Raw genomic sequence first — 16,229 nt, 5'->3', positions numbered from 1 at the left:
TTATACTATTTGTAAAACAAACTTTAGTTGTCGGGTAAAAGCTTAAAACTCATTCTATGATATTTAGTAGGTCCGTACTTTTTAATAGCAGCTCTATGTTCTTTTGTAGGATAGCCTTTGTTATTTTTCCAATTGTACATAGGGTATTCATCGTGTAATTTTAGCATGTAGGCATCTCGTGCTGTTTTTGCCAAAACAGATGCTGCTGCAATACTCAAATACTTTGAATCACCTTTAATAATACAAGAGTGGGGTATGTTTTTATAGTCTTTAAACCTATTACCGTCAACAATAATATAATCCGGTGTTTGAGATAACGCATCTATCGCATGATGCATACTTAAAATAGAGGCATTCAAAATATTAATATCATCAATTTCTTTAGGTTGAATATGAGCTATACTATAGCATATACTTTCTGCTTTTAGGAGTGGCTCTAGAAGTTGTCTTTTACGCTCAGACAAAAGCTTTGAGTCTGTTAAAATTATATTCTCGAAGGATTCTGGCAGTATTATTGCTGCAGCGGTCACAGGTCCTGCTAAGCAGCCTCTGCCAGCCTCATCAGTACCTGTTTCGTTAATATTTTTATAAAATTTAAGGAGCATTATGTTTTTTTTAACTTAAAATATTGAATTTTAAAGATTGATTTAACGTTAAATAATTGTTTTATTTTCAACAAAATTGATGATTTGTAGAGAAAAAAATAATAATAAGTATTTTTTTAACATATGACTTTTTTGAGTTAAGATAGCTTTTGGAATACTAAGCAAATTTTTGGACTTTTGGCGCAAGCTAATTCAAAAACAAATTTTATGAAACAGAAGTTGACGTGGATGTTGACACCTTTATTGGTGCTCTTCATGACATTTTCCTTTGCACAGGAAAAAACAGTGACCGGTGTTGTAACCGATCAAAGCGGTTTGCCGCTACCGGGAGTGTCCGTTGTGGTTGTTGGTACAACCAATGGTACACAAACAGATTTTGATGGTAATTATGCCATTAACATAAGTTCAGGTGAAAAATTGAGGTTTTCTTACCTAGGTCAAAAAACAGTGACGATGAGTGTTGGTGCATCCAATACCATAAATGTACAATTAGAAGAAGATGCTGAAGCATTGGAAGAAGTTGTTGTAGTAGGTTATGGTTCTAGATCTAAAGAACTTTCTACATCTGCAATTGCAACGGTTTCTGCTGAGAAAATTGAAGCATTCGTGCCTTCTACTAGTATTGATAACATCTTACAGGGTCAAGCAGCCGGTGTACAAGTTACGGCAGCTAACGGTAGACCTGGTAATACTGCCTTCGTTCAAATTAGAGGTGTTGGTTCTATTAATGCGCAAACTACTCCTTTGTACGTAATTGACGGTGTTCCAATTCCTATCGATACAGAAAGAGATTTTAACCCAATTAGTAACTTGAACCCAAGTGATATTGAGACATTCTCTATATTAAAAGATGCGGCTACCGTTTCTAAATATGGTTCTCGTGGTGCTAACGGTGTAATTTTAATTACAACTAAAAAAGGTAAAGCTGGTGATGCAAGAATTAAATTTTCTTCATCTTACGGTTTTGGGGAAATGATTCCGAATAACTTCGATATCATGAATACTACGCAGAAGTTAGAGTTAGAGCGTCAGTATGCTGCTTTAGGTGTAGGTGCTGCTGGTAGTTTGCCTGGTGCGAATGCTACTCCCGAAGAAATTGCAAGATTAACATCTTTAGATACAGATTGGCAAGAGGCGTTACTTAAAAATTCTGTTATCCAGTCAAACAATCTATCAGTTTCAGGTGGTGATGAAAAATTAACTTATTACATGTCATTGGGTTATGACAAGAATACGGGTATTATCAAAAACATTGATGGTTTTGAAAGAATGTCTGCTCGTTTAAATACGAATTATCAAGCTAAAGATTGGTTGAATATTGGTGCTAACGTTTCGGTATCTCGTAGTACTACAGATTTACCAAGAGATAGAAACAATGTTCAGAACCCGTTTAGAGCAATGTATGATTACAACCCCTATGATCCTTTATTCAGAACTAATGATGATGGTTCTATTGTTACTGATGATCAAGGTAATAATGTTTACAACCCAACACGAACTGGTTTTCCAATTGCTTTAGCGTTACAAACTGAGCAAGAAGATACAAGAAACTTATTGTTGATTGGTAACATAAGTGCAGGTATGACTTTCAGTGAGAAATTTTCAAATAATTTCAGTGTTGGTTTAATCAGTAACAGGTACAACAGAACTACTCGTTCTATTGCTGGTGGTGTTTTACAAGGGTTTGTTGGTGATGCTAACTTCCCAGGTACGCAGACAGACAATTTAAATATTGATTTTGAATACAACGTAAACAACGTATTTACATATGCAGATACCTTCAATGGTGTTCATAATCTTTCGGCTAGTTTCTTATTAGAATATAATGAGAATATTGCAACAGACATGTTTGCTTCTGGTAGAGGTTTTCCTTCACCAAGTATTCCTTACTTAGATGTAGCTGCAGAAGCAACTACGGTAGGTTCTACAGAATCAAGAAGAATTTTATTCTCTCAAGGCTTGTTTGTTGATTATGATTACGATGGTAGATATATTGTTTCTGGGTCTATAAGACGAGATGGTTCTTCAAGATTCGGTCCTGATAACAAGTATGGTTATTTCTATAGTGGTAGTGCAGCATGGAACATTGCTAACGAAAGCTTTATGGAAAACTCTATTTTCAATACATTGAAATTAAGAGCATCATATGGTACTTCTGGGAACCAAAATATTGGTGATTTCCAATATTTGAACTTATTAGATTTTGCTAATACATATAACGGTCAAACAACAGCATTACCTGTAGGTGTTGGTAACCCTCAGATTCAATGGGAGTCTCAAGCGATATTTGATGTTGGTGTTGAATTCGGATTGTTTAACAACCGCGTAAATGGTGTTGTAGATTACTTTAAGAAAAATTCAAATGAATTACTTTTAGATCGACCTATTTCTTACACTGTTGGTGATGAGAACAACTCTATATTCTCTAATATTGGTGAAATTCAAAACTCAGGTGTTGAAGTTTCTTTAAGTGGAGATGTTATTAGAACCCAAAACTTTAAATGGACACTTGGTGGTAACATCACGTTCATTGATAATGAAGTTATTGAATTAGTTGATGGTGAAGATATAATAACAGGTACATTTGGTGATAACATATTGCGTGTTGGTGAAGAGATTAACTCTTATTATGCAGTTGAATATGCTGGTGTTAACCCTGCAAACGGTGAGCCGTTATATTATGACTTAGATGGTAATGTTACAAACCAATTTAGTGATAGTTTTCAGCAACTTCAAGAAGGAAAATCTCCTATAGCCGATTTTGAAGGTGGTTTTTACACCGCGTTCTCTTATAAAGGTTTTGGTTTAAGAGGTGATTTTGTTTATAAAGCAGGTAATTATATTATCAATAATCAACTGCAATCAGGTGTTGCAATAGGTAACATCGATAGCAACCAGAGAACGGATGCTTTTAATTACTGGAAGCAGCCAGGTGATACAGATGTATTACCAAGTCCTTTATTTCAGAGTACTGCAGATCAAACTTCAACAAGATTCTTGGAGAAAGGTGATTATTTAAGATTACGTACAATGACTCTAGATTACAATATGCCTAGAGATATGATTGATGGTATGGGTTTAAATTCATTAAGGTTCTTTGTAGCTGGACAGAATTTGTTTACCATTACTGATTTCAGTGGTGATCCAGAAGTAGGTTTAGGTTCTGCAGAATCAGGTGAGCCTGGAGATGTAGGTTTCGTACCAGGATCATTTAACCTATTTAGCTATCCAAACACAAGGTCGTATACTTTTGGTGTTGAAGTAGGATTTTAAAAACAAAAAAAAAGTTAGAAATGAAAAATAACATAAAATTATTAGTTCTTTTATTTTCGTTCGGGTTCTTTATGTCCTGCGATGATGAGTTGAATGATCTACAGCCATTTGTTGAAGGTAATCCTGAAACATTTTTCAATAGTGTTTCTGCCTTCCAGAACGGTGTTGATGGGGCGTACAGACAATTGTGGAATTACTATTCAAGCACCGGTTCAGGTTTACAAGGTATTCCTGATATTTTGTCTGATAACGTAATTATTGCGCAAACAGGTAGACGTTCTAATCAAGATTATTTTAATTACAGATATGTAGCTGGTACTGGTGGTGCAATTGATTTGTACTGGAGTGAGGCTTACGAGGCTGTAAACGTAGCCAATTTGGTAATTGCACAAATTGATAACTTAGGTGACGGTGATGATAAGGACAATATCTTAGGTCAGGCTTTAGCGATTAGAGCTTGGGCTCATTTTGATCTTGTAAGAGTTTATGGTAAAATACCAACGCAATCTGCAGATGCCAATGCTTCATTAGGTGTAGTTTACATTAAAGTTGAAGATGGAGATACTGAAGATCCTTTTGCAGAACCTGTAAGAGAAACTGTTGCTAGCAACTACGCTGAAATTATCGGCGATTTAGAAAGAGCAAGTCAGCTAATTGGTGCAGATAACGGTCAAGGAAAATTAAATACCGATGGTGTTTATGCACTTTTGTCTAGAGTTTATTTATATAATGGTGAATACCAAAAGGTTATTGACGCTGCTGATGAAGTAAGTGTACCATTGGCAACTGCTGAAGAACTAGAAGGTTTGTATACTGATGCAAATGAAGCGGGTATTGTTGTTAAGTTGGCAATTAATACTTCTTCAGAGAGTGGTGGTAATAATGTCGGTGTATTATACAGCCAATCAAATTCTACTTCTACTATTTCAGAATATGTTTTCGATTTTGATTTTATCAATAGTATTGATGAAGATGATTTAAGAAAAGATGTTATTTCTTTTGTTGGTCTTAATCAAGATAATCAATACAATGCCATCTCTAAATTCTTAGGAGAAACAGGTCAGGTTAACGGTCGTGTTGATGTTAAGGTTATGAGAGCTGCAGAAGTACTGTTAAATAAAGCAGAAGCACAATTCGAATTAGGTCAAGATGCATTATCAACATTAAATGAGCTTAGAGATTTACGATATGTAGCTTATGATGGAGGTGAAACAGGTCAAGATTTGGAAGATGCTATTCAATTCGAAAGAAGAGTTGAGTTGTCATTTGAAGGGCATAGATTCTTTGATTTAAAACGTCGTGGAGAAGCTGTTATGCGTTCTACAATGGGAGATATTATCGATGGTTCAGGAACACCTCCAGATTTTCCAACTATAGCGGCTGACAATTTCAGATTCCAATTGCCGATTCCTATAGCGGAAATCAATGCTAATCAAAACATGGTTCAGAACCCTGGATATTAAAAACAATATAATTATGAAAAAATATATTTTAATAATTGCAGTACTATTTGCTTTTGTTTCATGTGAAGAAGAGACTATAGTATACGATAGTGAAAACGGTCAAACACTTGCCAACTTTTCAGTAAGTTCTATTTTGGTGCCAACTCCTACCGAAGGTGCGTCAACAACCGTGGATGTATTTGTTTCTACAAAAACCGATAGTGAAAGAACTATTTCTGTAGAGGTTGATCCATCATCAACGGCAACAGCAGATCAATATACTCTTAGTGGTTTAACGATTCCTGCGGGAGCTTTCGGAGCTACACTTACAATAAGTAGTAATTTTGATGCCTTGCCAGAAGAAGGAAGAGCAAATCTTGTTCTTAATTTGGTTGATGTTTCTGGATCTAATGATCTTGTCATTAAAGATTCACCTTTAAATTTAGAATTTTATAGAGAATGTCCTATAACAGCTGGTGATTGGGTTATTAATATGACTGATTCTTATGGAGATGGTTGGCAGACTGATTCAGCTACTGGAGGTTCTGGCTTAACTATTACCTTGGGTGATGGTACTGTATTTGAAGTAGGACTTTGTTCTCCTTATGGTAGTGCTGCGGGTACTTTTTTAGGAGATGGCGAATGTACACCTAATAATGGATCAGAAGGAACCGCAACGATTACAATTCCTGAGGGTACTGAGTCTGCCGAGTGGTTCTTTCCAGGAGACCAGTATGGTGAAATAGGATTTGAAATTATATCTCCTAATGGTAATGTAGCTGGAGGTTATGAAAGTGCAGATGCAGGTGCACTTACAATTGATTATTGTAAGTAAAATTTAAACATTTCTGTGTAACAATAGAATTTTGTTTAAATCTTTAATGATATTAAAAACATCATTAGAATATATCTAAAATCAGGCTGAAGTAATTTAGTCTGATTTTTTTTATTTTCATTATAAAGTTTTACATCGATAATACGACAGAAACTATAACCAATTATAACTAGTTATGAAACATAAATTATTTTTTAAGGTCTTAAGTTACATTTTGTTAAGTTTTGTTTTTGCTTGTTCGTCTGATGATGATATAGTAATGAAACAAGAGGAATTAGAAGAAGAATTTGTTGAGGAGGAAGAAGTTGAACCAGAAATCCCTACCGAAATAGTGTATCCTATCGAGGGTGAAACAGGTGATATATTACGTTATAATAGTTCCTTATCAAAAGAAGGATATGTTTTGTTCAATGATGCCACTGAGGATCGGGTGTATTTAATGAAAAAAGATTCTGCTCAGATTATTCATGAATGGCAATTGGAATTTGGGTTGGGTAATGATGTGGAATTAATGTCAGACGGTAAGTTATTAGCTTCTTTAGGTGTAGAAAGTCCAGATTTTAGCTTTGGAGGTTTTGGTGGTATTATTCAATTAATAAATCCTGATAATTCAATTGATTGGGAGTATATATTGGCAAACGAAGAGCATATAATTCATCATGATATAGAAATGTTGCCTAATGGAAATGTTTTAGCTATTGTATGGGATTTAAGAATGCCCGATGAATTAGAAGCCATAGGTTACCTTGGTAACGAGGAAAGAGTGTATACAGAATCTATAATTGAAATAAACCCTGCTACAAATGAAACTGTTTGGAAGTGGGATTCTTGGGATCATATAGTACAAGATGTTGATAATTCTAAGCCATATTTTGGCGTTGTGGCTGAAAACCCTCAAAAAATCAACATCAACTTTATAGATGTTTTAAGAGAAGATGTAGGGCCGGATGGTGATATAATGCATGCTAATGGATTGGATTATGATCCAAATACAGATTTAATTTATTTAAGTGTAAACTATTTTAGTGAGGTTTGGGTTATTGATCATAGCACAACTGCTGAGCAAGCTTTAATCGATACAGGTGGTAATTTTGGTAAAGGCGGTGATTTAATTTATCGTTTTGGAAATCCCAGTGCTTATAACAATATGAATGGTGAGCGTTTATTCTACAACAATCATTTCCCTAATATTCTAAAAGATGGACTACCTGGTGCAGGTAATATTTTAGTGTATGGGAATGGAAATGATGATAGTAAACAATCTGTAGTTTATGAGTTTATGTTACCGGCGGAATTGAATTTAATTCCAAATGAAAATAATGAGCCTGAAGTTGTGTGGCAATATACTAGAGATAATCTCTTTTCTGCTAAAGTTTCCGGAGCTCTTCGTTTAGAAAATGGTAATACCTTAATTACCTCTGGGTCAATTGGGGTGATTGAAGTAACCAATGAAAAGGAAGTAGTTTGGGAGTTTGAGGGAACAGGATTTTATTGGAGGTCTTACCACTACAATTTAGATAGTGATGCTATTTTATTTTTGAATGCAGAAACTCCGTAAACTGAGTTTTAAGTCACGTTAGAGAAAAAGCAAACTGGCATGTTATTTTTAGGTTTTTAATAACATTTTTTAGGCACATCAATTAATAATTAACAATTAAATTGAAAAAAAAATTAATTAATAAAATGATTAAAAAATTCACAGTCTTTGCAATTGTTGCTTTAGCTTATAATAGCATAAATGCACAAAACGCTTACTCACCGGTACCAGAAGAGGGTATTGTAAATTTTGTTACCAGTAGCACAGAAATAGAGCCTACAAAAGCAAAGGGTACTCCGTACTTAAATGAAGAGTTTGTTCATGGTGAAGTTATTGTTCATGGAAAAGTTAAAGAAATAGGAAAGATGCGTTATAACGCATATAGAAATGAAGTAGAAATTTTAGATAATATTTCTAAAGATTCTTTTTATTCATTGTTGAAGCGTGCTTATATTCAAGTAGAAATAGGTGGTAAAATGTATAGTATATATACCTATGTTGACACTGATGAGTCTATAAAAACAAGTTACTTTACTGATTTGAATGATGGTAATTTAAAGTTGTTATTTAAGCCAGAAGCTTTGTTGAAACAAGCTCGAAGTCCTAGCACTTCATATGAAAAATATTCTCCACCAACATATGTTTGGAATAGTTCTTATTATTTATTGGATGAAACCAATGCAGATAGGGAAAACCATGCGGTAAAGATTAGACTGACCAAGAACCAGATTTTAGATTTTACAGGTTCAAGAAAAGAAGAGATGAAGACTTATATAAAGGAAAACAATCTTAATCTAAGACATGAGGAAGATGTAGTGACCTTTTTGAATTATTACAATTCGTTGTAATAGTTTTTTTTTTATGTTTTAATAGAAAGCCAAAGGTGCAATCGCATCTTTGGCTTTTTAAATTACATTATTCTACTCGAAATTCAAATAATTCTGAGGTGGAAGTATTGTCGAAAGAATCAGTAGTAATCACTTTCCAGTAATAAGTTGTTTCTGCACTTACGCTCACATCTATACTTGATTCAGTAGTAGAGCCTAAAGATGTTACAGTTGTTTCTGTGGTATCAAACAATACTTCGTAAGAAACAATATCATCATCAACATCTGAAGTAGACCATTCTAGTGTAATTGTCGCATTAGCACTGGAAATAGTAGAACCTCTCTGGGGACTTATTGCAACTGCAGGAAATGGTGCGTAATTTTCTATACCTTGACCTTGATTATAAAATGTCCAAGTTTCGCTAGAAGCTGTAGAAGACGTTCCATTTGCTATAGAAATAACGTACCATTCGTAAGGTGTACCTCTGTTAATGCTTACCTCTTTTTGAATGGTGGTTGAAGTAGCTGTTGTAATACTTCCTGTTTCAAGGTTTTTGATTTTTATTTCGTAAGAATCTGTATTCTCAGAAGCAGACCATTGAAAAGTGACAGTACTTTTTGTTTCATCATTCGTATTTATGACACCTTCGTTACATTCCGTGTTATCTTCAGGAAAAACCAAAGAAGCTGCATCTGGGTCTATAACTGTAGGAACAACAGGATCAACTGGGTTTTCATTGTCAGAGCCTCCGCCGCAAGAAACTACTAGTAAGCTGGAAAAAAATGTGAAGGTTATATATTTTAATATTTTCATTTTCTTATGATTTTGTAATTAGATAGGGTGTTACCAGATTTTATGTTTAAAATATATACTCCGGTTGCTAATCCATCTACACTTAATTTAATTTCGCTATTAGTAGTCTTCATTTGCTTGGATAGAATACTTATACCATTTACATTAAATAATGAAATCGTTACTTCTGGTGCAGCATTAGTGCCCAAGTAAATAGTTAAATCGCCACCTTCAATGGGGTTTGGATATATAAATAGCTCATCACTTAAAACTATTTTTTCAGTATAAACACCTTGGCAGTCTAGTCCTGTTTTAACGGTTATCAAAGTAGTTACATCTTCTAGAGGCAAAGTAATCTCTTTGGCTGATGTAGAGTACATTTTTTCGTTTAAGAAAATTGTATACAATTCTCCTCCAGAAAAGTTTAGAGTTACCTCGTTGTTCAACGAATTGATTTTAGCAGATACGGATAAGGCATCTGGCTCAGAAATGGTTAAATCAAAGCAGGCTTCATAATCTGCTTGTCCGTCAACGGTTATGCATAATTGATAATTCCCAGCAGATAAATCAGTAAAAGATGAATCTTCTGTAAAGCTAACATTTATTGTATCGTCAGTACTTGACAACACTGCGTTATATGTATAAGAGGTGTTTGCTACCGTAATTAAAACACTGCCATTGTCACTTGAGTTACAGGCACCGCCAGTAGTCTGAATTTGAAAATTGGTATTTGGTAAAGAGAATACTTCACAACCTTCAACATTAACTATGGTTCCGTTAGGAGTGTCATCGCATTGGTCAATATCATTTGGTACACCGTCATTGTCACTATCGTTATCACAAAGGTTGCCAATACCATCTAAATCATCATCTTCTTGATTTGGGTTTGCTATTAAAGGGCAATTGTCATCAACATCTAAAATTCCGTCGTTATCATCATCGGTATCACAAACATCACCTTCTCCATCATTATCGGTATCTAACTGATCGGTATTTGCTGTTAATGGGCAATTATCATCAACATCTAGAATTCCATCGTTATCATCATCTTCATCATCCACAGAACCGTCAACCACTAAGTCATCAATAATGACACCTTCTTGTGTAACTGAAGGGTCAGATTGAAAGACGATTCTAAATAAAACATTCGTTTCGCCTGTAAGGTTTTGTTCACCATTAGCTGCATTTAGGTTAAAATCATAGGCATATTCTGTCATTTCAGTGTTTTCGCCTGTCCATTGTGCTCCAGGGCAATTTTGACAATCATCTGCTTCTTCAGAAAGTGCATTGGTTCTATCACTGCTATACCAATTTGGTTCACTGTCGATACTTCCTAGAATGTCCCAATTATCACCACCGTCAATAGAATATTCAGCATATACGATATCGAAATTTAATTCGAGGTCATATGCCATATTGAATTTAAGCACCGGGGCAATAATAGAGGTTAAGTCATAACAATTACTTAAAAGGATGGCTTTGGTGCTATTTGGGTGGTCTCCATTTAAATTGGTTCCATAAACATTACTACCAGAGGTAGCTGTATTTAATTTTGCTCCTGAGGGAATACCTCTTTGCCAAACACTTTCAGAGCTACCATCATTAAATGCTATTAAAGATTCTTGTTCAGTTTCAAAAGTATTGACTTCGCCACCGCTACCAGGTGTATTTAAAAAGAATCTATTTTGTAATGCATTGTTGTCATCATAACTATCATTTTCTAGTGTAGCGGTTAGCTCAATTGTAGATTCACCAAAATTAAGTGTGGTTTCAAGTGGTAATTCGATAGTAATTGATTCATTGCTTAATAAATTTCCAGTCCAGGTGAAGGTTTGTTCGGTATTGCCATTAATAGAATATTCAATATCTACAGAAGTAATAGCATTGATTCCTTGGTTTTCTATGGTAGCAGTTGGTGCAAAGTCATTACACAGCACCTCGTTTGAATTTGGGGTTATAGAAACTAATCTAATTTCATTATCTGGTATCTGAACCGGTATTGTAGATTCCCAAACCCCTCTACCGTAAGTAGAAGCTATTATTTTTTCATCATCTAAATTAATTTCAATATCGCTAACAGCGACATTTGGAAAGTTTGTATAGTATTCTTCCCATTCCGTTAAAGTGTCATCAAGTCTATATACCCCTAAACTAGTACCAACATAAATAGGGTTGTCAGTATGTCTTCCTTGGTGAGCAATGGAGAAAAACGCTTGATCTGTAGGTATGTCAAATGTTATGTTTTCAGAAGTTGTCTCTGTTTCTCCAATTGTCACTTTAAATACACCTCTTTCTGTGGGTTGGTCGCTAAGGGCTATACCTACTCTGTTAGAAGTCGTTAAATAAATAATGTTACTGTCGTTAGAATTAATGGCAATATCTGAAATTTCAGAATCCATAACTTTAATTAAGCTAAAAGTAACACCGCCATTTCTACTTCTGTATAATATGTTGCTTTCAGCGGCAAATATGGTTTCAGGATTTTTAGGGTCTATCTCTAAATCATCTATATTACCTGAGCCAATAGAAGAAGAAATTTTGCTCCATTGATTATTTTCGAGTCTATATAATGCATCAAAACCCGCATATACTGAACCATCAGAGCTTATTGCTAAAGGGGTTACCCAGTTTCCTTCAATGGTATTTCCATTTGCATCTATTGGTGCACCAACCACACCAATAGATTGCCCAGAATCGGAAGATATAAATAGGCTTCCTCCAAATTGTACAAACCCATAAACTAAGCTACTATTGTTAGGGTCAATTTCATAATCCATTCCATCGCCACCGGTAAAAACATTCCATTGATTTTGATCTCTAATAAAGCCGGCATTATCTTGTAGTCCACCTGTAATTTTGCCAGAATCATTTTTGGCTACAGATATTCTGTAGAATTGACTAATAGAGATACCAGCTGTATAGTCATTAAAGGTACTGCCACCGTTTTCCGACATATAGATACCTCCATCACTACCTACATAAAGTTTGTTGTTGAAAACTTTTATAGTATGAATATCCGCATGGGTGTAGCCTTGGTCAGTAACATTCCATCTGTTGATTCTGGTAAAAATATCGCCACCGTTAGTACTTTTCCATACATTTAAACAGCCTGTGTATATTTCATTGAAATTAGTAGGCGAAACTTCAATAGCAAGATCAAACCAAGCCTGGTTTGATTCAAAAATATCTTGCTCACTAGCGGTTTGTGTAAAAGATTCGCCACTATCTAAAGATTTGTAAAGTCCGCCAAAAGCAAAACCATTACCACCTGTTAAGGCTCTGAGAACATAAACTCCCGATGGGTTTGCTGCACTTGTACCTACTACTAATCTACCAGAACTTTCAGGGATGCCATTAGTTATCTCTACAAAATTGTTTCCTCCATCGGTAGATTTAAAAAAAGTATTTGTAGTAACCGCGTATACAGTATTTGGGTCGTTAGGTTTAAGCTTGAAATCTTGAATGTTTCCAGACCTTTTTACCTCCCATGTAGTTCCTCCATCTGTAGATTTTTGTAGACCTACACTTGTGGCTACCCAAACAGTGTTAGAATTGGTAGGATCAATGATAATTTCATTCATTAATAAATTAATGTTCGATGTGCTAGGGTTCAAGCCTGTTTCATTCCAATTGCTTCCTCCATCAATAGACTTGAAAACACCTACACTATATGAATCTGCGGCATCATCATCGCCGGTCGCTATATAGATAATTTGCGAGTTGTTAGGGTCTACAGCAATACCAGAAACGCCAATTTGAGGGAAATTGTCAAAAAGGTTAACCCACGAAGATCCCCCATCAATAGATTTCCAAATACCGCCAGCTGGTGCTCCTACATACCAAATGTTTTCATTGTTCGGGTCTACCGCAATTGCATTAACCCTGCCTTGACCAGAAAGCGCACCTGAGTAAGTGCCGTGGGAAAAAGGTCCTATGGCTTTCCAGTCTGCGGTCTGATTTGTAGCTTTACCGATGCTCTCTTGTTTACTTTTCCAAGAATCCCATAATTGAGAAGAAGTTGGTAGATTTCCATTATTGTCTATAGAATATTTCCAATAATTTTCCCATCTTTTATAAGGTTTAAAACCGCTACCTTTTTTAGAATAGTCTTTATTGCTCCAATATTCATTGAATGCATTCGATATGTCATATAAGGAATGTGTGTTGGTTGAAGATTTTGAAGAATGTTGATTTTCCTCTAAATCTTTCATCCATGGTGCATTCTCATTGAACTGAGCAGATGCCGCTGTAAACGCTAAAAATGCGAAAACATTAAAAAACAGTACTTTCATTAACATTTTTTTATAAAAATCAGAAAAATATTCCTTAATTTAATAATGTTCGCAGTTAAAATTTAATTTTAGTTTCATAACCCTTTATGTTCAGATTATTAAACTCACTCAAACTTTCACATTTACTTAGCAACAAAAAAATTAACTTTGCAAGGGTAACAATGCTTCATGAAATATATAATTCTAGTTTTATTGTGTTTAACATCTTCGATTGTTTTAGGTCAAGAAGTAATCGAAAAGTATGAGAAAAAGAGAGATTCACTTCCTCTGGGTAAAAAGACTAAGCCAATAAATCCGAAAGACAAATTGCAAAATGATTCTATTGCTTTAACAATAGAAGATTATAAAATTATTTCTTTTGCAAGAGATACCACCTATTTAGATACTACCCTTACAATTCAAAAAGAATATAAATACAATTACCTACGTGAAGACGATTTTGAATTGATGTCATTTTCTAACATAGGTCAAGCGTATAACGAATTGGGTGTTGATTTTGAAAGAACTGGTAGTTACCCAAGTTTAGGGGCAATCGCAAAAGACCGTAAGTATTTAGAGAAAGAGCAGATTAATTACTACAACGTAGCTACGCCAATGACCGAGTTATTCTTTAAAACAACTTTAGAAGAAGGTCAGTTGTTAGATGCTAACTTGGCATTTAATACATCTAGAAGATTGAATTTTTCTATTGGTTATATAGGTTTTCGTTCGTTTGGTAAGTATAATGATACGCAGATTGAATCTGGCAACTTCATTACAACAACAAATTACTTGTCAAAGAATGGAAGATATACTTTAAGGGCTCACATAGCTGCTCAGAACATTACATCTGAAGAAAATGGAGGTTTGTCTCAAAAAGAAGAGCAATTTGAGTCTGGGGACGAAGATTTTATTAATAGACCAAGAGTAGATGTGTATTTAGGTGATGCAAATAATAAGATACTAGGTAAAAGATATTATTTTGATCACACCTATAAATTAGTTAGAAAGCAGTTAGATTCAACTCGATTTGAAAAGACATCCCTTTCTATAGGGCATACTTTTGATTATGAAACTAAATATTATCAATTTGTAGAAACGGCGAGCGACACCTTGTTTGGTGATGCTATTCTTAGTGCTATTAATGATAAGGCAATTTTAAAGACATTTTATAATGAAGTAAATGCCGAATTTTATAATCGAACCCTGGGTAGGTTGACAGGGGGAGTTAATGTATATAATTATGATTACTATTTTAATAGTCGATTTATAGAAGCAGATGGTACGGTAATACCTAGTAGATTAAATGGCACAGAATTAGGATTGGTTGGTAAATACGCAAAGCGGATAGGGCAATTTGATTTTTTGGCAGATTTGAAATATAATATTTCAGGCGAATTAGCAGGTAACATTTTTAATGCTTCTACTGCCTATGCTCTTAATAAGAGTAATAAGCTAAGATTCTCTTTACACACATCTACAAGAATGCCAAACTTTAATTATTTGTTATATCAAAGCGAATACCTTAATTACAATTGGAATAATAGCGAAGTGTTCGAGAAAGAGCGTGCCAGTAGTTTAAAAGTTGAGTTGCTTTCTAAAACTTGGGGTAACCTTATGGTGAAGTATAGTAATTTAGATAACTATACATATTTTACGTCAGTTTCAGATGATGAAATAGGCGATGATATGGAGAATGCATTCATAAAACCAATACAAGAAGGTAATAGCGTATCTCATTTAAAGGTTAAATATGAAAAAGAGTTCAAAGTAGGTATGTTTGCTTTGAACAATACTATAATGTATCAGAATGTAACCCAAGATACCCAAGTATTGAATGTACCTCAATTAGTAACTAGAAATACATTGTATTTTTCTTCAGATGTTTTTGAAAAAGCAATGTACTTGCAAACAGGTATTACGTTCAAATATTTTTCCAGTTATAACATGAATGGTTATAATCCGATTCTTGGTGAGTTCTATGTACAGAATAAAGAAGAGTTGGGTGGGTACCCTTTATTAGATTTCTTTATTAATGCTCGAATTAAACAAACTAGAATTTACCTGAAGGCAGAACACTTTAATGCATCTTTTTCTGGGTATGATTACTATGCTGCTCCAAATTACCCATACCGTGATTTTGTTATACGCTTTGGTTTAGTGTGGAATTTCTTTTCTTAACGACTAGGTTGGTTTATTTAATATATTGATAATTAACAATTTGCACTTGGCGTCTAGCTTAAGTATCTGTAATACAGCTAGTTGTTTTTATTCATTTTTCCTTGATTTCTAACCTACGGTAAATCATGCAGTTAGTGGTGTGATTAAAAACTTTCATTTTTTTTATTTAAAAATGGTTGTGATATTAAGAATAGTGTGTACATTTGCACCCCGCAAACGAGGAAGATAATTTCGGAATCGGGGTTTGGGAAAAGGTTCTTAGATATGTTGTTTTGGTTTGGCGAAAAAAAGAAAAATAATTTTTTTCGATAAAAGTTGCCAGGTTAAAAAACAGTTGTATATTTGCAGCCGCTTAGGGAAACACCTAAGGGAAACGAGGCCGGGGAATCGAGGGATTTCAGGTCGAGTGGATAGAAGTTCATTGAAATATTGTGGAGATAAGAATCGAGAATAGGTGAGGACCTG

The 16,229-nt window shown here is 34.5% G+C and carries 9 protein-coding genes; 6 read left to right on the top strand and 3 right to left on the bottom strand.

Translation table 11 applies throughout. The annotated features are described in order from the left end of the window. Positions 1–23: 23 nt before the first annotated feature. A complete protein-coding gene (locus DFQ03_RS16260; RefSeq protein WP_133674306.1) occupies positions 24–605 on the bottom strand; it encodes a ribonuclease HII in 582 nt (193 codons plus the stop codon). 207 nt (positions 606–812) lie between these two features. Here DFQ03_RS16260 and DFQ03_RS16255 point away from each other — a divergent pair, with 207 nt between their 5' ends. The 5 genes from DFQ03_RS16255 (at position 813) to DFQ03_RS16235 (ending at position 8,540) form a co-directional block, all read left to right on the top strand. Further along, positions 813–3,878 carry a SusC/RagA family TonB-linked outer membrane protein gene (locus DFQ03_RS16255; protein WP_133674305.1) on the top strand — a complete coding sequence of 1,022 codons (3,066 nt, stop codon included), beginning with the start codon at positions 813–815 and terminating at the stop codon, positions 3,876–3,878. A gap of 20 nt (positions 3,879–3,898) precedes the next feature. Then, the gene (locus DFQ03_RS16250) at positions 3,899–5,341 is read left to right on the top strand and encodes a RagB/SusD family nutrient uptake outer membrane protein (RefSeq protein ID WP_243834528.1); all 1,443 of its coding nucleotides are present in this window, start codon (positions 3,899–3,901) and stop codon (positions 5,339–5,341) included. A gap of 13 nt (positions 5,342–5,354) precedes the next feature. Next, a complete protein-coding gene (locus DFQ03_RS16245) occupies positions 5,355–6,155 on the top strand; it encodes a hypothetical protein (protein WP_133674304.1) in 801 nt (266 codons plus the stop codon). Positions 6,156–6,330: 175 nt separating this feature from the next. Then, a complete protein-coding gene (locus tag DFQ03_RS16240; RefSeq protein ID WP_133674303.1) occupies positions 6,331–7,713 on the top strand; it encodes an aryl-sulfate sulfotransferase in 1,383 nt (460 codons plus the stop codon). A gap of 125 nt (positions 7,714–7,838) precedes the next feature. Then, positions 7,839–8,540 carry a hypothetical protein gene (locus DFQ03_RS16235; protein WP_133674302.1) on the top strand — a complete coding sequence of 234 codons (702 nt, stop codon included), beginning with the start codon at positions 7,839–7,841 and terminating at the stop codon, positions 8,538–8,540. A gap of 67 nt (positions 8,541–8,607) precedes the next feature. Here the strand turns inward: DFQ03_RS16235 and DFQ03_RS16230 are convergent, their stop codons facing one another. Both DFQ03_RS16230 and DFQ03_RS16225 read right to left on the bottom strand, forming a co-directional pair. Further along, on the bottom strand, positions 8,608–9,333 hold the full coding sequence (locus tag DFQ03_RS16230) for a hypothetical protein (RefSeq protein WP_133674301.1): 726 nt from the start codon (positions 9,331–9,333) through the stop codon (positions 8,608–8,610). Then, positions 9,330–13,604, bottom strand: coding sequence for a thrombospondin type 3 repeat-containing protein (locus DFQ03_RS16225; RefSeq protein ID WP_133674300.1), 4,275 nt, complete (start codon positions 13,602–13,604; stop codon positions 9,330–9,332). The genes DFQ03_RS16230 and DFQ03_RS16225 overlap by 4 nt, the downstream gene beginning before the upstream one ends. 168 nt (positions 13,605–13,772) lie before the next feature. Between DFQ03_RS16225 and DFQ03_RS16220 the strand changes: the two genes are divergently transcribed. Then, complete coding sequence (locus tag DFQ03_RS16220) at positions 13,773–15,764, top strand: putative porin (protein ID WP_133674299.1); 1,992 nt, start codon at positions 13,773–13,775, stop codon at positions 15,762–15,764. The last annotated feature ends 465 nt before the right edge of the window (positions 15,765–16,229 follow it).

The organism is Maribacter caenipelagi, from assembly GCF_004364175.1.
GTDB lineage: Bacteria > Bacteroidota > Bacteroidia > Flavobacteriales > Flavobacteriaceae > Maribacter > Maribacter caenipelagi.
This window is presented reverse-complemented; position numbering and strand designations above follow the sequence as displayed.